Source organism: Arthrobacter glacialis, assembly GCF_002909415.1.
GTDB lineage: Bacteria > Actinomycetota > Actinomycetes > Actinomycetales > Micrococcaceae > Specibacter > Specibacter glacialis.
The window spans coordinates 243,789-268,782 of sequence record NZ_PPXB01000001.1 but is presented as its reverse complement, the minus strand read 5'-3'; the positions used below and the strand labels follow the sequence as shown (position 1 = coordinate 268,782).

General features: G+C 62.9%; 22 protein-coding genes. 11 read left to right on the top strand and 11 right to left on the bottom strand.

Annotated elements, in window-relative coordinates; all coding sequences use genetic code 11:
* Positions 1-115: 115 nt before the first annotated feature.
* Both CVS28_RS01155 and CVS28_RS01150 read right to left on the bottom strand, forming a co-directional pair.
* Positions 116-376, bottom strand: coding sequence for an SDR family NAD(P)-dependent oxidoreductase (locus tag CVS28_RS01155; protein ID WP_279325053.1), 261 nt, complete (start codon positions 374-376; stop codon positions 116-118).
* An 82-nt stretch (positions 377-458) separates the two neighbouring features.
* Positions 459-2,351, bottom strand: coding sequence for an FAD-binding monooxygenase (locus CVS28_RS01150; RefSeq protein WP_103463928.1), 1,893 nt, complete (start codon positions 2,349-2,351; stop codon positions 459-461).
* Between the two features lie 164 nt (positions 2,352-2,515).
* On the opposite strand from CVS28_RS01150, the gene CVS28_RS19565 reads away from it, so the two are divergent.
* Together CVS28_RS19565 and CVS28_RS01145 are read left to right on the top strand one after the other, a co-directional pair.
* Positions 2,516-2,656 (top strand): hypothetical protein, encoded by a 141-nt coding sequence (locus tag CVS28_RS19565; protein WP_165788022.1) that lies wholly within the window; start codon positions 2,516-2,518, stop codon positions 2,654-2,656.
* A gap of 87 nt (positions 2,657-2,743) precedes the next feature.
* Positions 2,744-5,515: an AAA domain-containing protein gene (locus tag CVS28_RS01145; protein WP_103480353.1), complete on the top strand. Its 2,772-nt coding sequence runs from the start codon at positions 2,744-2,746 to the stop codon at positions 5,513-5,515.
* Between the two features lie 40 nt (positions 5,516-5,555).
* Here the strand turns inward: CVS28_RS01145 and CVS28_RS01140 are convergent, their stop codons facing one another.
* The 6 genes from CVS28_RS01140 to CVS28_RS01115 all read right to left on the bottom strand — a co-directional run bounded on the left by CVS28_RS01140 (position 5,556) and on the right by CVS28_RS01115 (position 12,047).
* The gene (locus CVS28_RS01140) at positions 5,556-6,635 is read right to left on the bottom strand and encodes a phosphotransferase family protein (protein ID WP_103480352.1); all 1,080 of its coding nucleotides are present in this window, start codon (positions 6,633-6,635) and stop codon (positions 5,556-5,558) included.
* The gene (locus tag CVS28_RS01135) at positions 6,635-7,894 is read right to left on the bottom strand and encodes an acyl-CoA dehydrogenase family protein (protein WP_243399619.1); all 1,260 of its coding nucleotides are present in this window, start codon (positions 7,892-7,894) and stop codon (positions 6,635-6,637) included. Before CVS28_RS01135 ends, CVS28_RS01140 begins: the two co-directional genes overlap by 1 nt.
* A 59-nt stretch (positions 7,895-7,953) precedes the next feature.
* A complete protein-coding gene (locus CVS28_RS01130; RefSeq protein WP_103480473.1) occupies positions 7,954-8,733 on the bottom strand; it encodes an SDR family oxidoreductase in 780 nt (259 codons plus the stop codon).
* 129 nt (positions 8,734-8,862) lie between these two features.
* On the bottom strand, positions 8,863-9,381 hold the full coding sequence (locus CVS28_RS01125; RefSeq protein ID WP_103463924.1) for a GIY-YIG nuclease family protein: 519 nt from the start codon (positions 9,379-9,381) through the stop codon (positions 8,863-8,865).
* 203 nt (positions 9,382-9,584) lie between these two features.
* Positions 9,585-10,433: a DMP19 family protein gene (locus CVS28_RS01120; RefSeq protein ID WP_103480351.1), complete on the bottom strand. Its 849-nt coding sequence runs from the start codon at positions 10,431-10,433 to the stop codon at positions 9,585-9,587.
* Positions 10,434-10,550: 117 nt separating this feature from the next.
* Positions 10,551-12,047, bottom strand: a complete 1,497-nt coding sequence (locus CVS28_RS01115; protein WP_103480350.1) for a helix-turn-helix transcriptional regulator — start codon at positions 12,045-12,047, stop codon at positions 10,551-10,553.
* Positions 12,048-12,195: 148 nt separating this feature from the next.
* Here CVS28_RS01115 and aceA point away from each other — a divergent pair, with 148 nt between their 5' ends.
* The 4 genes from aceA (at position 12,196) to CVS28_RS01095 (ending at position 17,388) form a co-directional block, all read left to right on the top strand.
* Positions 12,196-13,518, top strand: coding sequence for an isocitrate lyase (aceA, locus tag CVS28_RS01110; RefSeq protein WP_103463921.1), 1,323 nt, complete (start codon positions 12,196-12,198; stop codon positions 13,516-13,518).
* 88 nt (positions 13,519-13,606) lie between these two features.
* Positions 13,607-15,271: a malate synthase A gene (gene aceB / locus CVS28_RS01105; protein WP_103480349.1), complete on the top strand. Its 1,665-nt coding sequence runs from the start codon at positions 13,607-13,609 to the stop codon at positions 15,269-15,271.
* Positions 15,272-15,453: 182 nt separating this feature from the next.
* On the top strand, positions 15,454-16,155 hold the full coding sequence (locus CVS28_RS01100) for a DsbA family oxidoreductase (protein ID WP_103480348.1): 702 nt from the start codon (positions 15,454-15,456) through the stop codon (positions 16,153-16,155).
* A 138-nt stretch (positions 16,156-16,293) separates the two neighbouring features.
* A complete protein-coding gene (locus tag CVS28_RS01095) occupies positions 16,294-17,388 on the top strand; it encodes a S1C family serine protease (protein ID WP_103480347.1) in 1,095 nt (364 codons plus the stop codon).
* A gap of 333 nt (positions 17,389-17,721) precedes the next feature.
* Here CVS28_RS01095 and CVS28_RS01090 read toward each other — a convergent pair whose 3' ends face one another.
* Entirely contained in the window at positions 17,722-18,966 is a 1,245-nt protein-coding gene (locus tag CVS28_RS01090) for an ROK family transcriptional regulator (protein ID WP_103480346.1), read from the bottom strand.
* 143 nt (positions 18,967-19,109) lie between these two features.
* On the opposite strand from CVS28_RS01090, the gene CVS28_RS01085 reads away from it, so the two are divergent.
* From CVS28_RS01085 to CVS28_RS01065, 5 genes are all read left to right on the top strand, one after another.
* Entirely contained in the window at positions 19,110-19,844 is a 735-nt protein-coding gene (locus CVS28_RS01085) for a sugar phosphate isomerase/epimerase family protein (RefSeq protein ID WP_103480345.1), read from the top strand.
* Between the two features lie 5 nt (positions 19,845-19,849).
* Positions 19,850-20,956 carry a Gfo/Idh/MocA family protein gene (locus tag CVS28_RS01080; RefSeq protein ID WP_103480344.1) on the top strand — a complete coding sequence of 369 codons (1,107 nt, stop codon included), beginning with the start codon at positions 19,850-19,852 and terminating at the stop codon, positions 20,954-20,956.
* Positions 20,957-20,967: 11 nt separating this feature from the next.
* Positions 20,968-22,143 (top strand): Gfo/Idh/MocA family protein, encoded by a 1,176-nt coding sequence (locus CVS28_RS01075; RefSeq protein ID WP_103480343.1) that lies wholly within the window; start codon positions 20,968-20,970, stop codon positions 22,141-22,143.
* 4 nt (positions 22,144-22,147) lie between these two features.
* The gene (locus CVS28_RS01070; protein ID WP_103463913.1) at positions 22,148-23,149 is read left to right on the top strand and encodes a sugar phosphate isomerase/epimerase family protein; all 1,002 of its coding nucleotides are present in this window, start codon (positions 22,148-22,150) and stop codon (positions 23,147-23,149) included.
* Between the two features lie 138 nt (positions 23,150-23,287).
* Entirely contained in the window at positions 23,288-23,671 is a 384-nt protein-coding gene (locus tag CVS28_RS01065) for an RNA-binding S4 domain-containing protein (RefSeq protein WP_207767418.1), read from the top strand.
* 14 nt (positions 23,672-23,685) lie between these two features.
* Here CVS28_RS01065 and CVS28_RS01060 read toward each other — a convergent pair whose 3' ends face one another.
* Both CVS28_RS01060 and CVS28_RS19560 read right to left on the bottom strand, forming a co-directional pair.
* On the bottom strand, positions 23,686-24,732 hold the full coding sequence (locus CVS28_RS01060; protein ID WP_103463912.1) for an LLM class flavin-dependent oxidoreductase: 1,047 nt from the start codon (positions 24,730-24,732) through the stop codon (positions 23,686-23,688).
* Between the two features lie 72 nt (positions 24,733-24,804).
* Positions 24,805-24,948, bottom strand: coding sequence for a hypothetical protein (locus CVS28_RS19560; protein WP_165788021.1), 144 nt, complete (start codon positions 24,946-24,948; stop codon positions 24,805-24,807).
* Positions 24,949-24,994: the final 46 nt, after the last annotated feature.

Here is a 24,994-nt window from a genome sequence, read left to right as displayed (position 1 = left end):
GGGCCGCACTGTTGTGGCGCGCACTTCGCGGTCCGCAAGCACTCGCTGGACGGACCCGGGATTCAAGGTCGTCGACCTGGGTTAGCCCGGGCACTTAGTACTTGTGGGACTGGCCTTACTCGATGGCTGAGTTGCGGGTCAGGCCCACCACTCCGTGCCTGGCGGCGGCGTGGCCGGACTGGCTGCCCACCCCGCGGATGCCGCCGACAGAGGCGGTGTTCACGACGGCGCCGGACCCCTGCACACGCATGACCTTCAGGACGTGCTTGAGCCCGTAAAAGACGCCGGTGAGATTGATGCCGACTACTTTGCCGAATGCGTCCGGGGCATACTTGAGGATTTCCTGTGCCGTTTCCTGCAGGCCGGTGGCGTTCAGATCGACCGGGGTGCGTCCGGAACGGCAGGTGGGCCCCGCAGCGAATTGCCGCGGGGCCCACCCTATTTTTTGCTGGGCGCTGCTAGACGCGTGCGCCCGAGTGGATCTGGGCGAAGAACTGACCCAGTTCGGCCGTGGCCGTGAGCGGCAGGACGTTCGCCACGTACTGGTCCGGGCGGACCACGACGACCACGCCGTCGCGGGAGAGCCCGCGCTCATCGAAGATGTCGGCGCCGGGGACCGTCCCGTAGACCTTCTCGTATTCGGTCAGCTTGAACGGTCCAACCTCCGGCTTGAACACTGCCGGAACAGCGTTGATGTCGATGTCCTCATGTCTTTGCTGGTAGATAACCTTCACATCGAACCAGGCATCGGCGTCGAGTCCGTTGGGTGTTGCCGCGAGGGGTGACTGCGGCGAAGTGGAGAGCCATTCGGCGAAGTCCGCGACAGGCGAGGCAGCGCCGGCCGGAGAAGGGTCGGCGAAGACGTAGATGCGCCACCGGCCGTCAGCCGTGGCATGGTGGCCCAGGTGCATCGGATTCGTGTCGCAGACCCGGGCGGCAAGTGCCGACTTGAAGCGCTTGCCCAACGGGAACCCGGTGGCCAGCTCCTGGTGCGTGGCAACGCCCGTGATCAGCGAGGGGGTGTACTCGGTCATGAAGCCGGCAGGGAATTCGGCGGTGCGCACGTAGAAGTCCTCCAGGGCTGACGGGCTGTCAAACTCCTCGGGTTTCTTGGCCATCATTGTGGACCATTCCTTGTCAAAATCGATGAGGTTCTTAGCCACAACCTGGCGTTCGGCCGAGTAGGTGGACAACAAGCTCTCCGGACTGCGCCCCTCAAGGACGTGGGCGAGCTTCCAGCCGATGTTGAAACCGTCCTGCATGGAGACGTTCATGCCCTGGCCGGCCTTGGCGGAGTGCGTGTGGCAGGCGTCGCCGGTGATGAAAACGCGCGGGGTGCGCTCGCCAAGCTGCTCGGGGAGCAGGTCATCGAAGCGGTCGGTGAGGCGGTGGCCCACCTCGTACACGCTGTGCCAGGCGACGTTGCGCACCTCCAGCGTATAGGGGGTGATGATGGCGTTGGCCTTGGCGATCATTTCCTCGACGCTTGTCTTGCGGACGTTGCCATTGTCGCCCTCGGGCACCACGCCGAGGTCAACGTACATGCGGAAGAGATGCCCGCCCTCGCGCGGAATGAGCAGGATGGAACCGCCGTCGTGCGACTGGATGGCGCACTTGGTGCGGATATCGGGGAAGTCGGTCTTGGCCAGCACGTCCATGACGCCCCAGGCGTGGTTGGCCTGGTCCCCTGCCATGGTGCAACCGATCGAGGCGCGGACCTTGCTGCGGGCGCCGTCGCAACCCACCACGTATTTGGCGTGCACCGTCTTCTCCATGCCCTCGTCCGGTCCGGCGCTACGCACAAGTGTGACCTTCACCGGATAGTCGCCCTCGTCGGCAACTTCGAGGCCTTGGAAATCCCAGCCAAAATCTGGGGTCAGTCGGGCGGCGGAGTTCTTGGCGACGTCGGCAAAGTAGTCGAGCACGCGGGCCTGGTTGACGATCAGGTGCTTGAACTCGCTGATGCCAGTTGCGTCGTCTTTGGCACGGCCACCGCGGACAATGTGTGTGGGGTTCTCGGTGTCCGGGCGCCAGAACGCCATCTCGGTGATCCAGTAGGCCTCCGCAGTGATCGCCTCGGCAAAGCCAAAGGCTTGGAAGGTCTCGACACTGCGGGCCTGGATGCCGTCGGCTTGGCCGATCGCCAGCCGTCCGTCGCGGCGTTCCACCAGGCGCGTGGTGATGCCGGGGAACTGGGCGAGCTGGGCCGCGGTCAGCATGCCAGCCGGGCCCGAGCCGACAATAAGCACATCCACCTCGTCGGGAAGCTCCTCGGGACGGTCAATGCCGGTACCTGCCGCCGCTTGAATGCGCGGGTCACCGGATACGTATCCGTGGTGGTGGAACTGCACAAGAATCTCCTCACTGCACTGTGGGCGGCTTCTTCACCACCATGTAAATGTGTTCACTATCTGAACATCAAGTTCTAATAGTGCACACTAAGCATAATTGTGTGCGCCACCTCACGCAAGTGTGTGGCAAGACTCATGTGAAGTGCACGCGAAATCTCTTGCGCATGCCCATGCGCGTTGCCAGCCGCCTGGCTTGCGCAGGAATGACAGTGGCGCAGCGCCAGCACCGCGGCGTGCGCATAGCCGAAGTTAACTTGGGCCATGCGCACGCCGCGGTGCTGGCGTTGCGCATTATGCGACGCTGAAGGTCCGGGCAGCGGCCACTTCCTGCTTGTCCATGGTGAGTAGACTTCGAAAAGAGTGTTCCAATAGCTGATTGGGGAGAAGCTGCCGTGATTGATCCGCGCCGCCAGGCCGTCCTTGTCCGTTCCGGCGCGACAGGTGGCTGGGCGGACAAGACCCGGGATGTTGTCAGCTATCGAGCGGACCCGTCCTACGTTTACCTCACATTCATGGTGCAGAATCGGGAAAAGGAGTATCGGTACCGGGCAGAAAAGGCGGCAATCCTGTGGGACCCAATGGCCATTCCGCTCAACGCGGGCATCAGGGTCGCGGTGAACGGCGCCCTCTGGAACAGTCTTACCGAAGTGTGGCGCTTTGACGGTCCCGATGGACCCTGGTGGCGAATTTTCTACACCACAGCGGGACAGGTGGCCTATCGAAGTTACCCGGATCACGAGATCGATCTCCGCCAGAACGCCGCGGGGTCGCCCCAGGCATCGAGCATTCTCGACTATTGGCGAAGCATCGTGTCCGGTCTGGTCCAGGACAGCCCGAACCGGCCGTCCTTTGAGCGTTTGGGCTTCGTCGATTCGCAGAGCGTGTTGGGCAGGTACCTCAACGGCGGACACATTGAATCGTCGGACAAAGTCGGCACGATGATCTTCCCGTTCTCGGCAAACCTTAGCCAGCGCGAGGCCGTCGGGACGTGCTTGAGCCACCCTGTTTCGGTGATCGACGGGCCACCAGGCACCGGTAAGACGCAAACGATCCTGAACCTGATCGCCAACATCATTGCCACGCCCGGCGCCACTGTCGGCGTCGTCTCATTCACCAATTCTGCCGTGGACAATGTCCGGGAAAAACTTGCGGAGGAGGGGATCGACTATGTGGTTGCGGGATTGGGCCGCAAGGAAAAGAGGGCGGAGTTTTTTGCGGGTCAAGCGGCCAGAAACGCGGAAGTCGCCGGTCTTTTCGACGGCGGGGCGGTGCCGATGCCGCCGGATGAACAGATCGCTGACGCAGACCAGCGCTTGCAACTATTGCAGGAGACCGAGAGGCGTTTGGCCCAGTTGCGGCAGGAGAGCGATGCCTACCAACTCGAACGTCGTCATTTCGGCCGATATCTCCATAACCATGCGCCAGCAGACCTTGCAGGACTCCCGCTCCTGCAGCAGTCCTCGGGACGCATCCTTGACTACCTGGCCGAGACGGCGCTGTGGCGTGCGGACGATGGTCCCATCCGGCGCCTGCTCCGGAAAGTCAGGGGATACTTTCGGTACGGATCTGCCCGGTCCCTGGATCCGTATGACACTGACTCGGTGCTACGCCTGCAGCGCGCGTACTACGACAACAAGATCAGCGAGCTTCAGCACGAAATCCGGCAGGCCGAACAAACGCTGGAACAGGCCGACATTGCATCACTGGCCAAGGAACACCGGCAGCTTTCATCCCAGGCGCTTCGAGCCGGCCTCCAACAGCGCTACGCCCCATTGTCAGCGGAAATTTACGGGCCAACGACGTACAAGCAGCAGTTCGCGCAGTTCACCCGGGACTACCCCGTCATTCTCAGCACGTGCCACTCGTTGGGCTGGAGCCTCCCCGAGGGGTTCCTTCTGGACTATCTCATCATCGATGAGGCGTCCCAGGTCGATCTGCTAGCGGCCGGACTGGCGCTAAAACATGCACGCAATGTGATCGTCGTGGGTGATCTCCGCCAGCTCCAGCACATCGCCGACAAGGCGGCGTCCGACCGTGCAATTCCATCACCGGCACCGGCCTACGACTATCAGCAACACAACATCTTGTCCTCCTTGATAGCGCTTTATGGCGACGCCCTGCCCCGAACAATGCTCCGGGAGCACTATCGCTGTGATCCGACAATCATCGGATTCTGCAACAAGAAGTTCTACAACGGACAGCTCGTTCCCTTCACGAGCAGTGGGCCCGGGGCGCACCCTTTGAGAATCGTGCGCACCGCTGCGGGAAATCACATGCGCGAACATCAAGGAGGCGGGCGTTCAAACCAACGGGAGATTGACGTTGTGGTCCAGGACGTGATCCAGCAATACTTTGCCGACACCGACAAGGACAAGATCGGCATTGCAACGCCGTACCGGCTCCAGGCCGGCAAATTCACCGAACAGTTGACAGGCATTCAGGCAAGTACAGTCCACAAGTTCCAGGGCCGCGAGAAGGAAGTGGTCATCATGAGCACGGTCTTGAACGAGAACGTCAACGGCAGAAACGGTCTGGACTTCGTGGACGACCCCCACTTGGTCAACGTGGCAGTCTCGCGCGCCCAGAAGCAATTCGTGCTCGTCACCAACAGCGGCATGCTGCCCAAGAGCCGCAACCTGCGGGATCTAATCGACTACATCCAGTATCACGATCCCGGGCAAGAGGTTTTTGAGAGCACAATCGTGTCCGTTTTCGACCTGTTGTACAAGGACTACTCGCCTCGTCTGAGGCCGCTGGCAGGCCGGCTGAGGAAGCGGACCGGATTCGCTTCCGAGGACATTGTTTGGACTGTGCTCAACGAGATCCTCACAGAAGGGCCGTATGGCGATTTCACCGTGGCGGACCAGGTCGTCCTGCGCAACCTTCTACCGGACCTCACCAGGCTCACCGCCGAGCAGGCAGCCTACGTCAGGCACCGGGCAACGACTCTCGACTTCGTGGTTTACAACCGAATCAGCAACAGGCCGGTCTTCGCCATCGAGGTCGACGGCTTCGCGTTCCATGAAAACGACCCCCGGCAGCAAGTTCGGGACGCCCACAAGGATGCGATCTGCGCCACTCACCAGATCCCTCTTCTACGGTTGCCCACCACAGGCAGCGAAGAGGAACGACTGATCCGGCAGTGGCTCGACACCTGCGTGTGATCCGGGGCCGCCGCACCGTTGCCCGGATACGAAGGATAAGTTACGGCAGTTTGGCTGCATGGGCTGCTGCCGCCTCGAGCAGCCGCGGCACGCCCGCCTCCAGTGCGGCCCCGAACGCCGAACCGTCCGCGCGTTCCCCTCGCTTCCACCGCGTGTGGATCGCCTCGCTGAAAATGGCCGCCTTCCAGAGCGCCAGCGTCTGGTACCAGGGCAGCGCGGACAGGTCCAGGTCAAAGTGCGCGTTGTACCGCTGCGCCATGTCGGCACGGTTGAGGTAGCCCGGCTGCGCCGTCACGGGCGTCAGTTCCAATAGCGTGGCGGGGGTGCCGGCCTGCGCGTACGTGGCCGTCAGGTAGCCCAAGTCCGCCAAGGGGTCGCCCAGGGTGGCCATCTCCCAGTCCAGCACCGACTTCACGTGGGCGGGGCCCTGCCGGCTGAACATCAGGTTCCCCAGCCGGTAGTCGCCATGGATTACCGTATTGCGCTGGGTGACCGGCCGGTTCGCCTCAAGCCAGTGCGCCAGCTGGGCCACTTGCGGAAGTTCACGGCTGCCACCCATCTCCCACAGCACCGAAAACCGCTGTACCTGCCGTTTCAGGTATCCGTCAGGGCGCCCAATCCCGGCAATGTCGCCGCTTTCGATATCCACCGAATGCAGCCTCACGAGCATGTCGGCGGCCGCCTCACTCGTGGCACGGCGCTGTGCGGGAGCGTCCAAATGCTCCGGCACGGTGTCCGTCACCACGTCTCCGTCCACATGGCTCATCACGTAAAACGGCACACCCAGTACGTTGGCGTCCGCGCATACGGCCAAGATTTTGGGCACCGGTATGCCCAGCGGCGCCAACAGTGACTGGATATGCGCTTCCCGAACCATGTCGTGCGTAGTCGGTGGCAACGGTGGCCTTGGCCCCCTGCGAAGCACGACGTCGGCCCCATGCCTTTTAATGCGGAAGGTCACGTTGGACTGTCCCTCGCCAATGCGGTGCGCATGCACCGGTCCGGACCCGATGCCGGCGGCATCCAGAAATTCCTCCACCCGTTCAAGGATCAGAAGGGGCGCAAGGTCCGTCCGGGCGGCTTCCGCTGTTGTCTGCACAATGTCCTGCATACGGCCCATCAGCGTTCTCCGTCGTGGTTGTGGACCGAGCCCTGGAACGGTTCGCCGCCCTCAACAGCACGGCGCCTGCTGGAGACCGCCCGCCGGGCGATGGCCCATTTGTGGGTTTCGGTGGAACCGTCGTAGATCCGGAAGGGACGCACCTCGTTCAGGTACTGCGCCAGCGGCAATCCGTCGGACACGCCGTCGCCCCCACACAGCTGCACGGCCCTGTCGATCACCCTGTAGACAGCCTCGGAGCAGTGCACCTTGGCCATGGAGGACAAGGCCGAACCAGCCTTCGGGTCCACGGCCAGCAGGGACGCGCACTTGGCAATAATGGCGTCGGAGGTCTCAAGGTCGATGCAGGACTGGGCAATCATCTCCTGCGCGATGCCCAGCTGCGAAAGATGGGCGCCAAAGATCTCCCGCGTGTTGGCACGGTCCAGCATGATGTCCATGGCACGCCGGGCCAGCCCCAGCCAGCGCATGCAATGCGTCAGCCGGGCCGGGCCAAGCCGCAGCTGCGCATACGTGAATCCCAGTCCTACCTCGCCAAGAACAGCCGAACCTGGGACGTGGACGCCGTCGAAATGCACATGCGGATGCCCGCCGGGCAGGTACCTGTCAGTGGTGTGAATGGGGGCGCCGAGCCGCACGCCCGGCGTGTCCATTGGCACCAGGAAGATGGTGGCGCCGTCTGGCGCCCCCTTGCCGGTGGCGCCGTCCGCACCCGTGCGCGCCATGACTATGGCAAACCCGGCGAACGTGGCGCCGCTGGTGAAGCGCTTGTGCCCGTCGATTCGCCAGCCGCTGCCGTCGCGGACGGCGGTGGTGGCCAGGGCCTCCGGGTCCGACCCGGCACCGGGATGCGGCTCAGACATGGCAAAGCACGAGCTGATCTCACCGGCGGCCAGCGGGGCCAGAAAACGCTTCTTTTGTTCACCTGTGCCGATCAGGTTCAGCATGTGCATATTGCCTTCATCCGGCGCCATGCAATTGAGCACCGCCGGGCCGATCGGCGAATATCCTGCCTCCTGAAACACTGGCGAGCAATGCTCCAGGGCCAGCCCCTGGCCGCCGTACTCAACCGGCATGTGCGGGGCAAACACCCCTGCTTCCCGCGCAGCCTGCGCCAGATCGCGCCGGACCGTCAGATTCAGCGCCTGGCCCGGCCGCGGTTCGGCGGGGAGCACTGTGCCACGGATGAAGTCCCGCGTGCGCCGCCGCAGCTCCTCCACGGACTCCGGGTACAGCCCGGCCTGGGGTGTGCTGTTCACGTGCTGCTCCTTGCCTTTGAAGTTGCCTGACGGCCGTGTCTTTCCCACAAAAGCCACGCTCAGCCGAGCCCGCCCGCGTTGCGCAGGCCGCCGTCGAGCGTGAGGATCTGACCCGTCACCCAGGAGGCATCGGCGCAGGCGAGGTAGGCAACTGCTGCAGCCACGTCGTCGGGCTCCCCCAACCGTCCCAGCGGATACGCCGCGGCAACCTCCGCCTCGCGGCCTTCGTACAGGGCGCGGGCAAACGTGGTCTTGACCACGGCGGGGGCCACCGCATTCACCCGGATATCCGGCGCCAGCTCCATGGACAGCGTGCGGGTCAGGTGGGAGACAGCTGCCTTGCTGATGCCATACAAGCCCAGGCCGGGTGCGGGCACGTCGCCACTGACAGAGGACACATTCACCACATTCCCGCGCCGCTGCCGGAAACCCAGCCCGGGATGTGCCAGCACAGCTTGCGTCCAGGCCAGGGTGCCCAGAATGTTGACCTCAAATATTTTGCGCGCCGCGTCTAAGTCCGCCGTTTCCAGCGGCCCGAACACGGGGTTGATGCCGGCGTTGTTGACCAGGACGTCCAGCCCGCCAAAATGATGTTCGACGGCGGCCAGCACCTCCGCACGGTGGTCCGGGTCATCCGCGTGCCCGGCAAGGGCGATCGCGTTTCCGCCAAGGGCTGCGAGCGCCTCATCCAGCTGTTCCTGGTGGCGCGCCGTAATAAGGACGCTGGCCCCCTCGGCGGCGAGTCGCTGCGCCACCGCCAGCCCGATCCCCCGGCTGGCACCCGTAATGACGGCCGCTTTGCCCAGGAACCTCTGGCCGAGGGTAGTCGGTGCGGGCATGCCGTGGTGGGGCATGGTGGTCCTCTTCGTTGAGTCTCCGGCTTACTTGGCAGTAACTACTGCCAGCATGGTGCGGAAACCATCAACGGTCAAGGGATCGGGGTCTGGCAGCGCGTTGCTGCGGACTGCTCAGCCCTTGTCGCGGAGTGCGTTGCGCTGCGAGGCGCCAGCGGCCTCAGAGACGTGCAACTGCTCGGGCGTGCGGCCGTCACGGTTCAAGGGCGGGCAGAGTTCTTCGCGCATGGCGTCTTCAAGGGCCGCGACGGGCTCAAGGTCGTCCACCACGGCAAACGCCATGCCAAGGTTGGCCACAATCCAGGCGCTGAGCACTTCTTCGTCCACGTCGGTCAGCCGGGGATGGGCGGATTTTCCGTGCCACTGCGCCTGCAACCCCAGAATGGCCGCCAGAGAGCGGCGCAACGTGGACTTGGAGGTTTGCACCGCGTGGTGCTTGGCGCGGCTGCGCAAGTTGGTGGCCTTGCCCACATACAGCAAGTCACCGCGCTTCAGCGGGGCCAGCTCCGCGGGCCAGTTTGCGTCCTTGGGCAGGGCACCTGTCAGGTATATCTTGTAAATGCCGGGGGCAAAGGGCATTGCCTTCCACGCTTTGCTGGCAGGGGCCGTGGCTGTCCATTTGAGATCATTCATGCGTTTGACCCTACGGCACGGCTGCACCAATCCGCTCTTTGGGCCACCTCCCCTGCCGGCGGCACCGCTTCTCGCTGGGATGTCCGCCCGGGGCCGGGTTGTCCTGCTGGAACGGCATTCCTATGGGCACCTCCGGCGGGTGTTGGAGCGAATCACCCGCCGGAGGTGCCCAAACGAGCTCCTGGCCGCGTTGGAGGCGTCAGCTACGCGTCGACGAAGTCTTCTTCAAGCTCGAATTCCACCGTGGCAAGGACTTCCTTGGTTTCAGGGTGGATCATGACGGCTTCGGCGTCGCCCTCAAGCATGATGAACTCGCCCTGGTCTGTCCTGAAGTGCCAGGCCAAAACAGTCTCGCCGTTGTGCTCAAAGTTGGGATCGCCCATGGTGATCTTCTCCAGCTCGTGACCCGCCTCGGCGCAGAGTTCGCGGATAATGAGCTCAAAATCGGGCGCATCCTCCAACTCTGCCTCTTCGGCTTCGGCCTGGCGCTGCGCCAGGTTCGGAATCCCTGCCACGCGTGTAGCGATATGTGCTTGAAGTTCCTGCTCATCGAGCACCAGCAGCCCCGGCTGGCTACGCAGCCACACGGCGTTGAGCCCTGTAACGTCTTCGGACTCCAGCAGTTCCTCAAACTCACCGTCGAGAGCTTCCATGGTGGCAACGGCGTCGGACGGGCCGGACTCCTCATCGCTTTCACCTTCAAGGTAGGCCTCCATGTCTGTTTCGGACAGGGAGTCGTAGTGTTCAATGGTGCGCTCGAACAGTGCCAGGTGCTCCTTGGCGCCCATGCCCTCCAGGCCCTCGCGAATGTAGTTGTCCAGTTCGTCCCGGTCCGGGGTCATGAACACATACTGGGCAAAGCCGCCCTCGAGCATCTGGGTCAGGTAGAAGTCCACGAAGTAGCTGCGCAGGGCATCCGGTGCGATTTCCTCAGCGTTGAGAAGCGCCTGGTACATGGCGTTCACCACCTCCACGTTGTCCCCTACAACATCTTCGTTGCTGGCGGCTGCGCCTTCGATGGTCAAAATGACAGGGAGTTGTTGCGGAGTCATGAAATTTCCTCACTGTTGGGAGCCTTGGTGCTGTTGACACCTTCACGCTATGTCTCCCAGCGGTCATTGTGCCTGTGCGCCAAGTGAACGTCAGGCGAAGACTTGGCAGCCGCCCGTTTACCGCCCTTCGTGGGCTGCCAGGAATCTGTAGACCTCAGTCTCGTCGACGCCGGGAAAAGCCCCTTGCGGCATGGCCGCCAGCAGGTGCGAGTTGGCCCGCGTGGACGGCCAGGCGTTGCCGGCCCATTCCGCGGATAGTTCCGCCGGCGGCCTGCGGCAGCAGCCCGGATCAGGGCACTTGGATTGAGAGCGCTCGGTGGTTTCCCTGCCCCGGAACCACTTCACGTGCGCATACGGCACACCGATGCTCAGCGAGTACTCGCCCGAGGAATGGCGCTCGGTGCGGGCCGTGCACCAATACGTTCCCACGGCCGTGTCCGTGTACTGGTTGAAGGCCCGGAACTTGTCCGGCACATCAAAGACGGCCCGCGAGGTCCAGAACCGGCACACTGCCTGCCCTTCGATGGCGCCGGTGTGATCGGCAGGGAAGTTCACGCCGTCGTTCTCATAAGCCTTGTGGATGATCCCGGACTCATGCACCTTTTGGAAGTGCGTGGTGATGCCCAAATGCTCCGTGGCCAGGTTGGTGAACCTGTGTGCGGCCGTCTCATAGGAGACGGCGAAGGCGTCGCGGATGTCCTCGATGGCCAGTTCCTTGGCGGCCTTGGCCTCCTTGAGGAAGTCCACCGTGGCCCGCTCGGGCATCAACAAGGACGCGGCGAAGTAGTTGGTGTACACGCGCTGGCGCAAAAAGTCTGCGTAGTTCGTTGGCGTCTGATGCCCCAAAACGTAGTGCCCCAGTGCCTGCAGCAGCACCGACCGGGGGTCGTGGTCGGAGCGCTGTCCCTGGGTGAGATAAATTCGGCGATTCTTCAAATCCGTTACCGAGCGGGTGGAATGCGGCAAATCTCCCACGTAATGCAGGTCAAAACCCAGGTGTTCGGCCACGTCGGCGGCCACGTGGTGGGACAGCGGGCCCCTGTCGTGACCCACCTTGGTCAACAGCTCCTGGGCCTGGCGCTCAATCTCCGGGTAATAGTTGTTGCGCTCGCGCATTTCCATCCGCAATTCATTGTTGGCCCGGCGTGCTTCCTCCGGCGTGGCCGACTGCTCATCCAGGCGCCGCTCCAACTCATGCTGCAGGCCCACCAGCGACTCCAGCACTTCGGTGGAAAGCCGCGAACTGACGCGCACTGTGGGCAGTCCCAGCGACTGGTACAGCGGCCCGCGCTGCGCCCGTTCGAGCTCAATTTCCAGCGCGGCGCGCCTGCTGGGCGGCTCTGCTCCCAGCAGCTGGTCGAGCCCCACTCCCAGTGCCACGGCCAGGTGCTGGAGCAGCGTCAGTTTGGGCTCGCGCTTGCCGTTCTCAATCAAGGAAAGTTGCGACGGCGCAGCCCCCACTTTCCCGCCCAGATCGTCAAGGGTCATGCCCAGATTCTTGCGCAGGTGCCGCACGCGTCGGCCCAGCGAAATGATGTCCAGCTCGCTGTTTGCAGCGGCGTCCTTGCCGCGCGGCTCCCGCACCTCGGCTGTGTTCCATCCCACATTCGTCATTTCTTGACGATACGTGAAGAAGTGCCAATCTTTCCAGTGTTTACCCCTAGAAACCTCTTGAAAACTTCTGAATAGTAGAAATCACGAAGAAGAACACCGGATCTCGGGTTTCAATCACCGATCATCCCCATCGCAAAGGAGCGAGACCATGAGCGCAGCATTTGAACCCGCAATGACACCCGAGCAGAGCAATGCACAAGCTGCCGCAGCCCTCGAACTTGAGTGGTTGGCCAACCCCCGCTGGGAAGGGATTGAGCGCACTTACACCGGCGCCGACGTCGTGAAGCTGCGCGGACGGGTCACCGAGGAACAAACCCTGGCCCGCCGTGGCGCGGAAAAGCTCTGGGACCAGCTGCGCAATGCCGGCCCCGACGGCTACACCAACGCACTCGGCGCCCTGACCGGCAACCAGGCTGTGCAGCAGGTCAAGGCCGGGCTGAAGGCGATTTACCTTTCCGGCTGGCAGGTTGCCGCCGATGCCAACACGTCCGGCAACACCTACCCGGACCAGTCCCTCTACCCGGTGAACTCGGTCCCCACGGTGGTCCGACGCATCAACAACGCCCTGCTGCGCGCCGACCAGATCGAATTCTCCGAAGGCAAGCAGAGCGTCGAGGACTGGCTGGTGCCGATCGTGGCCGACGCCGAGGCCGGCTTTGGTGGGCCGCTGAACGCCTACGAGCTCATGAAGTCCATGATTGGCGCCGGCGCAGCAGGAGTGCACTGGGAAGACCAGCTGGCCAGCGAAAAGAAGTGCGGTCACCTGGGCGGCAAGGTTTTGATTCCCACGGCCCAGCATGTCCGCACGCTGAACGCGGCACGGCTCGCATCCGACGTCGCCGGTGTCCCCTCGGTCATCATTGCCCGCACCGACGCCGAGGCCGCCACCTTGATCACCTCAGATGTGGATGACCGCGACAAGCCGTTCATCACCGGCGAGCGCACCCCCGAAGGTTTCTACCATGTGCGCAACGGAATTGAACCGTGTATTGCCCGGGCCCTGGCCTATGCACCGCACGCCGATCTCATCTGGATGGAAACCGGCACCCCGGACCTGGCGCTGGCGAAGAAATTTGCCGACGCCGTCCACGCCGAATTCCCCGACCAGATGCTTGCCTACAACTGCTCGCCGTCGTTCAACTGGAGAAAACATTTGGACGACGCCACGATTGCCAAGTTCCAACGCGAACTCGGCGCCATGGGCTTCAAGTTCCAGTTCATCACCCTGGCTGGCTTCCACGCCCTGAACTACTCGATGTTTGACCTCGCCCACGGTTACGCCCGGGACGGGATGAGCGCCTACGTCGAACTGCAGGAGCGCGAATTCGACTCCGAAGACCGCGGCTACACCGCTACCAAACACCAGCGCGAAGTAGGCACAGGCTACTTCGATCTGGTTGCGAGCGCCCTGAACCCTAACAGCGGCACCCTCGCACTGGCCGGCTCCACCGAAGCCCAGCAGTTCCACTAACCCCCAACTGTGACGCAGTTGTTGCTGAAAATGTCCGCGTTTTTAGCAACAACTGCGTCACAGTTACCCCAGACTTGGAGCGCATCCCATGAACTCAACGAACAGCCTGAACGGAATCACGTTCAACGGCATCACCCTGACAGCACCGCCCATCCACCGCCAAAACGAAATCCTCACCCCCGAGGCGCTGGATTTCATCGCGGCACTGAACCGCAGCACCACTGCCCGACGCGCAGAACTTTTGGCGGCCCGCAAAACACGCCGCACGCAGATCTTGAGCGGCTCCGATCCCCGCTACCTCAGCCACACTTCCCACATTCGGGAGGATCCAAACTGGCGGGTTGCCCCGCCGGCACCGGGTTTGGAGGACCGTCGCGTTGAAATCACCGGACCGGTTGATCAGAAGATGACCATCAACGCCCTGAATTCCGGAGCCAAGGTGTGGCTGGCGGACATGGAGGACTCATCCACACCCACCTGGGGCAATGTGATCCGGGGCCAGCTGAATCTGATCGACGCCCTGGAGCGTCGCATCGACTTCACCAGCCCCGAGGGCAAGGAGTACAAACTGGCACCGGCCGAGACGCTGCCCACCATCGTGGTCCGCCCCCGCGGCTGGCACTTGGAGGAAAAGCACTTGCTCATCAACGGCAAGCCCATGGCCGGCGGCATTGTGGACTTCGGCCTGTACTTCTTCCACAATGCACGCAGATTGATGGCCCAGGGCAAGGGCCCGTACTTTTACCTGCCGAAGATTGAAAACCACTTGGAGGCACGCCTCTGGAATGACATCTTCATTCAGGCCCAGGATCTGCTGGGCATCCCGCAGGGCACCATCCGCGCCACCGTTCTCATCGAGACCATCACGGCCGCCTTTGAGATGGAGGAAATCCTCTACGAACTGCGCGACCATGCCTCGGGCCTGAACGCCGGCCGCTGGGACTACCTGTTCTCGGTGATCAAGAACTTCCGCACCCGTGGCCCGCGCTTTGTGCTCCCGGACCGGAACCAGATCACCATGACGGCCCCGTTCATGCGCGCCTACACCGAACAGCTGGTCCGCGCCTGCCACAGCCGCGGCGCCATGGCCATTGGCGGCATGGCGGCGTTTGTGCCCAACCGCCGCGACCCGGAGGCCAACGCGAACGCCATGGAGAAGGTCCGTGCCGACAAAACCCGCGAGGCCAACGACGGCTTTGACGGCTCCTGGGTGGCCCACCCGGACCTGGTTCCGGTGGCCATGGAGGTCTTTGATGAGGTTCTTGGCTGGAACCCGAACCAGCTCAGCCGCACCCGGGACGACGTCGAACTCGACGACAGGGCCTTGCTGGACATTGCCGGCACCCAAGGCAACATCACCGAGCAGGGCATCCGCGACAACATCTGGGTGGGCATCCAGTACATTGAGTCTTGGCTGCGCGGCCATGGCGCCGTTGCACTGAACAACCTCATGGAGGACGCCGCCACGGCCGAGATCTCACGGTCACAGATCTGGCAGTGGATCCACAGCGAAGCCATCACCGACACCGGCGAACTCATCACCTTTGACTGGGTGAAGGAGATGCTGGCGGAGGAGTTTGAGAAGATGCCCCGCTTCGACGCCGACAGGTTCAACGACGCCCTGGAGATCTTCGAAGCAGTAGCCCTGGGTGAGGACTTCCCGGCCTTCCTGACCACCTCGGCGTACGCCAATTACCTCCACGAAACTCCCGAACCGGCCCCCGTTGGCGAGAGGGAACTGGCCGCAGTCTAGATTTGGTTGATTCACCGGGTGCGACGCCACTGCAGGCCCGAGATCCGGGTCCCGGTGAATCACCATTAGTTCCCGTCGAACGGGGAGTAGTTGTTGATGTTCACGGCGAACATCAACAACTACTCCCCGTTCGCGTGGCGCGGTGCTGGAATATTCGCCGCACTCCACCGGTTGGGCGAAGTATGAAGATTGAGATCTGGTCCGATGTGGCCTGCCCCTGGTGCTACATCGGCAAGCGCCGTTTTGAAACCGCCCTGAACGCTTTCCCGCACAAGGATTCCGTGGAGGTGCAGTGGCGCAGCTACCAGCTGGACCCCACCATCCCCGAGCACTATGACGGCACCGAGCTGAGCTACCTGAGCGACCGCAAGGGCATGGACCCGGCGCAGGTTGCCGGCATGTTCGCCCACGTCACCGAGCAGGCTGCCGCCGAAGACCTGCACTACAAGTTCGACGACGTGGTGGTGGCCAACAGCTTCAACGCCCACCAGCTGCTGCATTTGGCTGCTGCCCAGGGAAAGGGCGACGCCGTCAAGGAAGCCCTGCTCTCGGCCCACTTTGAGCATGGGGTGGACATTGGCAACCGCGAGGCCCTGATAAAGGTTGGCACCGAGGCAGGACTGGACGCCATCGAGATCAACGAGGCGCTGGACACCGACAAGTACGCCGACGAGGTCCGCCACGACTTTGCCGAAGCCCGTGCCATTGGCGTGACGGGTGTGCCGTTCTTTGTCATCGACAGGAAATACGGCATTTCCGGAGCCCAGCCTGCTGCCATGTTTACGCAGGCACTGGAAGAAGCGTGGCAGGAAGCCAATCCGCTGACCATGGTGGCCGCTGGATCAGATGCCGAGGTGTGCGGGCCCGACGGCTGCGCCATCTAAAACAGCGCCTTGGCGGGCTGGCCGGTTTCCACCGGCTGGCCCGCTTTTTGTTTGGGCGACATCTCACAAATAGACGGAGTCGGTGCCGTAGGCTGGGCATTCCTAAAGTTTCCGCTGTTGTCTCGAACGGAGCCCGCCATGCACCAAAGGCCCAGCATCCCCTGGTTCAGGCGCCTGCCGCTATCGGCTGTTATCGCCAGTGCCGTTGCCGTGGCGCTGGTAGCGGGGCTGGCCGGTGGCTGGATCGCCTACCTGTTGACGCGTCCGGCGACCACAAGCGTTGCGGCCGTTGCCGGGGCCTGTGACTCCACAGCCGTTGCCCATCAAGTGCTGCCCGGAGTGGTCACTGTCTCCGTCAGCAATGGTGAGGTGGGCGGCGTCGGAAGTGGTGTCATTGTCCGCAAGGAGGGCTACATCATGACGAACAACCACGTCATTTCTGCAGCCGCGGATGGCGGCACCATTGAGGTGTTGTTCAGCGATGGCAGGAGCTCCGAGGTTGACCTTGTTGGCCGTGACCCCAAGTCGGATCTAGCTGTCCTGAAGGTAAAGTCCACCGAGGTGCTGCCCACCGTTGAGCTTGGGAAGTCCGGTGACGTCCTGGTGGGCCAGCCGGTGGTGGCGCTCGGCGCCCCCTTGGGCCTCTCAAGCACAGTAACCTCCGGCATTGTCAGCGCGCTGGGCCGGAATGTACCGGTTCCCAGCGACGATGACACAACCGCGATACTTGTTGGCGCCATCCAAACTGATGCCTCCATCAATCCAGGAAACTCCGGCGGCGCACTGGTTGACTGCGCCGGGAAACTGGTCGGCATCAACACAGCCATCGCCACCATCCCCAACGAGGCGCAGATTGCCAGCGGCAGCGTGGGTATCGGCTTCGCCGTCCCCGTGGATCTGGCCGCACGCATCACCGATCAACTCATTGAGACGGGCACTGTGGCCTACCCCTTCTTCGGCGTGAGCGCTGTTCCGCTGCCACCCGAGGCCGCAGCAAAGTTGGGCGTATCGGCCGGCCTATACCTGCAAGCCGTGGCCCCCGGGGGCCCCGCCGCCAAGGCCGGACTCCAACCCAGCGATGTGGTGACGCTGCTGGACGATCGGCCAGCCACGAGCATCGCTGTGCTCACCGAAGTCACGCTGGCCCGGAAGGCCGGCGACACCGTTCAGGTCACCTACGTACGGGACGGCAAAACGGCTACCACCAAGCTCACGATGGGGACCCTCCCCTAAGCTGGCGTCTGAGCCCACGCCGACATATCCAACGACGAGCCAGGTGCCGAACAAGAATTAGATCTCGAGGAACTTATGCCGAGCATCATTCAAAAGATGGCATTTCTTTGAAAACTTATGAGTGTGAGGGGTTTATTGGACGCTTCAGACCACAGTGGAGCACCACCCTGAGCCGGTTAATCAATCATCTTGTTTTGATCGTCAGGTGTTGCATATGAAGCTAGACGTGACCCACACCCGGCCCTGCCGTTGAGCGCGTAGGAGACAGCTGCTTCGGAGATCCCCTGCTGGTGCGCCAGATCGGCGATCGCCACATTGGCCCCGGGGAAGCTCCTATTGCTGCTGCACTTGGACCAGGTGTTCCACGTTGGAGGCGGAGAGCACGTGGTCAATGACCATGTGCCCGGCGCCGAGCACACCGGCATGCCCCGCCGCCATGGACTGTACTATACGCAAGCGGGCAGTGGCCAGCGGCAAGGAACGTTGGTACACAATTTCGCGCACGCCGGCCAGGAGGTATTCACCCGCCGAAGCCAGTCCGCCGCCAATCACAATGACCGAGGGGTTGAGCAGATTTACGCAGGCTGCAAGCACATCGCCAATGTCCCGGCCGGCCTGGCGCATGGCTGAGATCGCAACCAAATTCCCGCGCCGAGCCAGGTCCAGCACGTCCTCACCGCTCACCGCGGGAACGCCCGCAGCTGCCAGGGCCGCCGCCACTGCAGGGCCCGACGCCATGGCTTCCAGACAGCCGAAGTTGCCGCAGCGGCACATGACCTCGCCGCCACGTGGGACGCGCACGTGGCCAATGTCGCCAGCTGTTCCGTCAGCACCGCGCTGGAGCAGCCCGCCGCTGATGATGCCTGCGCCAATGCCCGTGGCAACCTTGATGAACAGGAGGTTCTCGGCGTCGGGCCAGTACGACGCGCGTTCCCCGAGGGCCATGATGTTCACATCGTTGTCCACCAGCACATCCACGGCGAAGCGCTTCTGCACATACGCAGGAACGTCAAACCCATCCCAGCCCGGCATGATAGGCGGGCTGGCCGGCTTCCCGGATGAGTGCTCCACTGGCCCGGGCAAGCCCATGCCCATCCCCACGAGTTCCCGTTCGTGGCGGCCAGCCTGCTGGAACAGCTGACCGCAGAGCTCCAACACCTGATCGAGCACCGCGGTGGGACCTGCGGCGATGTCAATGGTCTCGCGCAGCTCGCTCAGCACTGTGCCACGAAGATCCAGCAACGCAATCAAGACGTGCGTTGCGCCAACATCAACGGCCAGGATGACCCGTGCCGATGGCTGAAAGGCAAAGCGCGACGGCGGCCGGCCACCTGAGGAGACGGCCTCACCTGCGGGGCCAATCAGCCCGGCGGCGGTGAGGGAATCAATGCGGGCCGCCACCGTGGACCGGGCAAGGCCTGTTATTTCCGCCAATTCCGCCCTGGTCCGGGCGCGTCCGTCGCGCAAAAGTTGGAACACATCCCCCGCACGCGAGTAGCCATAGGGCTGCCCACTGAAATCGGGGCCCTGCGCACCGCTGGAGGACGCGCCACGGGACAGGGGTTGCACTGGTTTCATTGGCATTCACAATAGATAACACACAGGCTTCTATCTGTCACAATCCGATAGTCCCAGGACGTTTCACAAACTTTTGCTTGACGCTCGACAAAAGTTCCCCTAGCTTGGAATGGAACACTCATCCATGCTTTCAGGAGACCCCAGTGACGTATTCTCTGCAGCTTTACACCGTGCGCAAGCCCCTTGAAGAGGACCTGCCCGGAACCATTGCCCGCGTGGCAGAACTAGGTTTTACCAAGGTGGAGCCCTACAACTTTGTATCCACGGCCGATGCCCTCGCCGCCGCCTTCGCTGAAAATGGCATCACTGCTCCATCAGGTCATGCACCGTTGTTGAGCGCCGATCAGGACGAAATTTTTGCCGCAGCCAACAAGCTGGGCATCACCACAGTCATTGACCCCTTCATCGCTGCCGAACAGTGGCAATCCGCCGAGGACATCCAAAAGATTGCCGACGGCCTCAATGCCGCAGCCAAGAAGGGTGCCGAATACGGTGTCCGGGTGGGTTACCACAATCATGCGTGGGAGCTGGAGTCCAAGATCAACGGCACCACGGCCCTGGAATACTTTGAAACGCTGCTTGACCCCGAACTGGTACTGGAGGTGGACACGTACTGGGTTTCCGTGGGCGGAGCCAACGCCGTTGACATCTTGACCAGCTTGGGTGAACGCGTGAAATACATCCATATCAAGGACGGCCCCTTGAACAATGACACCAAGGCCCAGCTGCCGGCCGGCCAGGGCGAGGTGCCCATCTGGGACGTCATCGGCGCCGCCAAGTCGTTGGAAGTTGGCGTAGTGGAATTTGACGACTACGAAGGCGACATCTTCGACGGCATCGCTGCGAGCCTTGCCTTCCTCAATGCCGGAAAGGCCTGATCCTCATGGCAACAACAGGACCCGTTGGCGTCGCCGTAATCGGCGCTGGCAACATCAGCAAGCAATACCTGGATAATCTCACCACCTTTCCCGACATCAAGGTACTCGTGGTGGCTGACCTCTTCGAAGAGGCCGCCGCCGCACGTGCCGCAGAGTATGGCATTGAAACTTCCGGCAGCGTTGACGTTGCCTTGAACCACCCGGACGTTGAGATCGTGGTGAACCTGACCATCCCGGCAGCCCACGTTGAGGTTGCCACGGCAGCAGTACGGGCTGGCAAGCATGTATGGACGGAAAAGCCGTTCTCACTGGATCGCGATAGCGGGCTGGGCCTGTTGAAGGAGGCCCAGGCTGCAGGGATGCGCCTCGGTTGCGCCCCGGACACCTTCCTTGGCGCTGGCCTGCAAACGGCCCGCCGCCTCATCGATTCCGGAGCCATTGGCACGCCGTTGACGGCACTGACCATGTTCCAGTCCCCCGGGCCGGAATCCTGGCACCCGAATCCGGCCTTCTTGTTCCAGACAGGTGCCGGGCCCTTGTTTGATATGGCCCCGTACTACCTGACCGCACTCATCCAGACCTTTGGCCCCATCGCCAAGGTGGCCGCCGTCGGAAGTACCGCCTTCTCCACCCGGACAGTTGGTTCAGGTCCCAAGGAAGGCGAGGTGTTCGACGTCGAGGTGCCCACCCATGTCAGCGCCATCGCCCAGTTTGAATCCGGCGCTTCCTCGCACAGCGTGTACAGCTTCGAATCTCCCAAGGCGCGCACGGGCTTTGTGGAAATCACCGGCACCGAGGGCACCATCTCATTGCCCGACCCCAACAACTTCGACGGCGAGATTCAGCTGTGCAAGCGCGGCGAGGACGAGTGGACCACCATCGCCGCCGAGGGACCCGCCCAAGGCCGCGGCATGGGCGTGCTGGACATGGCCCGTTCCATCCGCGCAGGCGTCCCCCACCGGGTGCCGGGCGAACTGGCGTACCACGTGCTCGATGCAATGGTCTCCATCGCCGAGTCCGTGGAAAGCGGCGAATTCGTCTCCGTCCAGAGCACTGCACCAGCTTCCCCGGCACTGCCCGCGGACTGGAACCCCACCGAAGCAACCCTCTAGGAATCGCTGACATGACCTCCCTCCAGACCTCCGTGTCCCGCACCTTGGGTGTTGCCGCGATTGGCTATGCGTTTATGGGCCAGGCACACTCCAACGCCTGGCGCACAGTGGCCAATCACTTTGACGTCCCCAACTTTGAACAAAAGGTGTTGGTGGGACGCGATGCGGCCGCCGTGGCAGCAGCAGCGCACAAGTACGGCTGGAGCGAATCCGCCACGGACTGGCGGGAGGTCATTGCCCGCGATGACATAGACATTGTTGACATTTGTGCCCCGGGCTGGCTGCACGCTGAGATTGCGACGGCGGCACTTGCCGCGGGCAAGCATGTCCTGGTGGAAAAGCCGCTGGCCAATTCCATGGCCGAATCTTTGGCCATGGTGGCGGCGGCACAGGCGGCCCGCTCCGTTGGCGTGCGGTCAATGGTTGGCTTCAATTACCGCCGGGTGCCTGCTCTGGCCCTGGCACGGAAGCTCATCGCCGCCGGCGAGCTGGGCACCGTTCGCCAGATCCGCGCGTCGTACCTGCAGGACTGGCTGGTTGACGACTCAGCCCCCATGACCTGGCGGCTGCGCAAGGAAACCGCTGGTTCGGGTGCGCTGGGCGACATCGCCTCGCATGCGGTGGATCAGGTGCAATATTTGCTCAATGACACCGTGGCCGACGTCTCTGGCCGGCTGCACACCTTTGTCACCGAGCGCCCCGGCCCTGATGGCCCCGAGCAAGTAACTGTCGACGACGCAGCTTGGGCCACGTTGACCATGGACGGCGGCGCTGTGGCCAGTGTGGACGTTTCGCGCGTGGCGCTGGGGCAAAAGAATGCGCTGCGCCTGGAAGTTTATGGCACAGCCGGGTCAATTACGTTTAATCTGGAGAACCCCAACGAGCTGTACTTCCTCAACGGCACCGACCCCGTTGAGGTTCAAGGATTCCGGCGCATTTTGGTCACTGAACCCGAACACCCCTACATTTCCGGCTGGTGGCCGCAGGGGCATGTGATTGGCTGGGAGCACAGTTTTACCCATCAGATCCGTGACTTCCTGCTGAACATTGCCAACGGCACTGACCCGTCGCCGTCGTTCGAGGAAGGTTTGGGCGTGCAACGTGTTCTCGCCGCCATTGAAGCCTCCTCGGCAGCTGGCGGCGCCACAGTTCCCACCGCCGCACCCCAACTCGTCTCAAAGGACTAACACCATGCCCCGCCCTTACACCTTATTCACCGGCCAGTGGGCCGATCTCCCCCTGGAAGACGTGGCGCGCCTGGCCTCCGAGTGGGGCTATGACGGCCTGGAAATCGCGTGCTCCGGTGACCATCTTGACCCGTGGCGTTGGGACGAGCCCGGCTACGTCTCCGGCAAGTTGGCCCTGTTGGAACGTTATGGCTTGAAGGTGTGGGCCATCTCCAACCACCTCAAGGGCCAGGCCGTGTGCGATGACCCCATCGATTTCCGGCACCAGGCCATTGTTGGCACCAAGGTGTGGGGCGACGGCGATCCCGAGGGCGTGCGCCAGCGTGCCGCCGAGGAAATGAAACTCACGGCGCGTTTGGCTCAGGCTCTGGGCGTCAACACCGTTGTGGGCTTCACGGGCTCCTCCATTTGGCAGTACGTTGCCATGTTCCCACCCGTTCCGGAATCGGTGATCGAGGCCGGCTACCAGGACTTCGCCGACCGCTGGAACCCCATCCTTGACGTCTTTGACGAATGCGGTGTGCGCTTCGCCCACGAGGTGCACCCCTCCGAAATCGCCTATGACTACTGGACCACGGTGCGGACGCTCGAGGCCATCGGCCACCGTCCGGCGTTTGGGCTGAACTGGGACCCCTCCCACTTCATGTGGCAGGGGATCGACCCGGTCTCCTTCATCTGGGACTTCAAGGACCGGATTTACCACGTTGACTGCAAGGACACGAAGCTGCGCCCCACGGGCCGGAACACCGTGATGGGTTCCCACCTGCCGTGGGGCGATCCGCGCCGCGGCTGGGACTTTGTCTCGGCCGGACGCGGCGATGTGCCTTGGGAATCATCCTTCCGCGCCTTGACCGCCATTGGTTATGACGGCCCCATCTCCATCGAGTGGGAGGACGCGGGCATGGACAGGCTCCAGGGGGCGCCCGAGGCCCTGGCTGCGCTGAAGAAGTTCGACTTTGCCCCGTCGGCCCTGTCCTTCGACGCTGCGTTCAGCAACCAGGACTGAGCCCCACATACCGAGCTTGCCTCGCGAACGGGCAGTAGTTGTTGATGTTTCCAAGGAACATCAACAACTACTGCCCGTTCGGCAGGCCCCCGGCGCATTCCGTCTGACTCGCCGTCCGGCGCTAGAGTGGATTCCATCATGAGCATTCCAAAAACTGTCCGGGCCTCCGTCCGCATTGATGCGTGGTTGTGGGCCATCAGGGCCTACAAGACGCGTTCGATGGCCACGGCCGCCTGCCGCGCGGGCCACGTGAAACTTAACGATGTCAACGCCAAGGCCTCGCACACGGTGGTGCCCGGGGATACCGTCCGGGTCCGTCAGCCCGGCTATGACAGGATTCTGGAAGTCCGCCAGCTCATCAACAAGCGCGTTGGTGCCGAGGCCGCCTCACACTGCTTCACCGACCACACTCCCCCGCGACCCGTCCTGCCGGCTCTTGGCCTGCCACAGCGCGACCGCGGCACAGGCCGACCCACCAAGAAAGACCGCCGGGAGATGGACCGGCTGCGCGGGGACCACTAAATCAGCCCGGTCGATCAGCGGTTCGGCGTCCAGCCAATGGCCGGGGCAATGTACTTGGCAATGTTCTCCAACATTTTGGTGTTGTAGGCAACACCAAGCTGGTTGGGCACTGTCAGCATCACGGTGTCTGCAGCCTGCACTGCCGCGTCGGCCGCCAACTCCTGTGCCAGTGCGGCAGGATCGCCAATATAGCTCTTGCCAAAGCGCGAGACCAGGCCGTCAATGATGCCCACCTGGTCCTTGCTGTCAGCCTGCGCGCGGAGCCCAAAGTACATTTGGTCGACGTCGTCAACCACGGGAATGACGCTGCGGCTGACCGAAACACGCGGCGTGAAGTCATGCCCCGCCGCAGCCCACTCATCACGGAAAAGCTGAATCTGCTCGGCCTGGAGCTGGTCGAAAGGAACGCCGGTATCCTCGGTCAGCAGCGTGGAACTCATCAAGTTCACGCCCTGCTGAGCCGCCCACACGGCTGTGCCGCGAGATCCGGCACCCCACCAAATCCGCTGGGAAAGCCCCGGCGACTGCGGCTCAATGCGCAGCAGCCGTTCCCCACCCATGGAGGCGTGCTCGGCGGGTTCGGCCACGCCAGCACCGGAAATGGCGTGCCTGAAGCTTGCAGTGTGGCGCCGGGCCATGTCGGCGCCGGTCTCGCCGTCGAGCGGGTGATACCCAAAGTCAGCCGCGCCGTTGGCGGCAGGCTCGGGTGAACCACGACTCACACCGATCTGCAGCCGGCCGTCGCTGATCAAATCTGTGGCGGCCGCCTGCTCGGCCATGTAAAGCGGGTTCTCATAGCGCATGTCAATAACGCCGGTGCCGATCTCAATCCGGCTGGTGCGCGCGGCAATGGCCGCCATCAAGGGGAACGGTGCTGCCTGCTGGCGGGCAAAGTGGTGCACCCGAAAGAATGCCCCGTCGATGCCCATCTCCTCCGCGGCAACCGCCAGGTCGATGGCCTGGTGCAGTGAATCTGCTGCCGTGTTGGTTTGTGAGCCACGGCCTCTGCCGTAGTGGCCAAAGGACAGGAATCCAATGCGTTTTTTGAAGTTCGTTTCCATACTGGTCACAACACGGACCCCCAGCCAGCTATTCCATGCATACGCATATAGCTGGCTGGGGGCCTTGCCGAGCTAGCGCTTTTTGACAATGTGGGCAACGGGATCGGCGGACTCATCCGCGGCGCCGCGCGCCTTCTTCTGGGCACGCTTGGCCTTGATGGCGTGGCCCTTATCCAGCTTCTTGTGTTCGTGGTGGTGTGGCTGTTTGTCAGGCATCTTTTTCGAACGCTCCTCCAGTGGTCAAGCCGGTTTCGGTTCGGGC

Excerpts from the sequence above, each read along its gene's own strand:
- CVS28_RS19565 (WP_165788022.1), top strand. The coding sequence starts at position 2,516 with ATGCCCATGCGCGTTGCCAGCCGCCTGGCTTGCGCAGGAATGACAGTG.
- CVS28_RS01140 (WP_103480352.1), bottom strand. The coding sequence starts at position 6,635 with ATGGGCCGTATGCAGGACATTGTGCAGACAACAGCGGAAGCCGCCCGG.
- CVS28_RS01130 (WP_103480473.1), bottom strand. The coding sequence starts at position 8,733 with ATGCCCGCACCGACTACCCTCGGCCAGAGGTTCCTGGGCAAAGCGGCC.
- CVS28_RS01125 (WP_103463924.1), bottom strand. The coding sequence starts at position 9,381 with ATGAATGATCTCAAATGGACAGCCACGGCCCCTGCCAGCAAAGCGTGG.
- CVS28_RS01120 (WP_103480351.1), bottom strand. The coding sequence starts at position 10,433 with ATGACTCCGCAACAACTCCCTGTCATTTTGACCATCGAAGGCGCAGCC.
- CVS28_RS01115 (WP_103480350.1), bottom strand. The coding sequence starts at position 12,047 with ATGACGAATGTGGGATGGAACACAGCCGAGGTGCGGGAGCCGCGCGGC.
- aceA (WP_103463921.1), top strand. The coding sequence starts at position 12,196 with ATGAGCGCAGCATTTGAACCCGCAATGACACCCGAGCAGAGCAATGCA.
- aceB (WP_103480349.1), top strand. The coding sequence starts at position 13,607 with ATGAACTCAACGAACAGCCTGAACGGAATCACGTTCAACGGCATCACC.
- CVS28_RS01100 (WP_103480348.1), top strand. The coding sequence starts at position 15,454 with ATGAAGATTGAGATCTGGTCCGATGTGGCCTGCCCCTGGTGCTACATC.
- CVS28_RS01095 (WP_103480347.1), top strand. The coding sequence starts at position 16,294 with ATGCACCAAAGGCCCAGCATCCCCTGGTTCAGGCGCCTGCCGCTATCG.
- CVS28_RS01090 (WP_103480346.1), bottom strand. The coding sequence starts at position 18,966 with ATGAAACCAGTGCAACCCCTGTCCCGTGGCGCGTCCTCCAGCGGTGCG.
- CVS28_RS01080 (WP_103480344.1), top strand. The coding sequence starts at position 19,850 with ATGGCAACAACAGGACCCGTTGGCGTCGCCGTAATCGGCGCTGGCAAC.
- CVS28_RS01075 (WP_103480343.1), top strand. The coding sequence starts at position 20,968 with ATGACCTCCCTCCAGACCTCCGTGTCCCGCACCTTGGGTGTTGCCGCG.
- CVS28_RS01070 (WP_103463913.1), top strand. The coding sequence starts at position 22,148 with ATGCCCCGCCCTTACACCTTATTCACCGGCCAGTGGGCCGATCTCCCC.
- CVS28_RS01065 (WP_207767418.1), top strand. The coding sequence starts at position 23,288 with ATGAGCATTCCAAAAACTGTCCGGGCCTCCGTCCGCATTGATGCGTGG.
- CVS28_RS01060 (WP_103463912.1), bottom strand. The coding sequence starts at position 24,732 with ATGGAAACGAACTTCAAAAAACGCATTGGATTCCTGTCCTTTGGCCAC.
- CVS28_RS19560 (WP_165788021.1), bottom strand. The coding sequence starts at position 24,948 with ATGCCTGACAAACAGCCACACCACCACGAACACAAGAAGCTGGATAAG.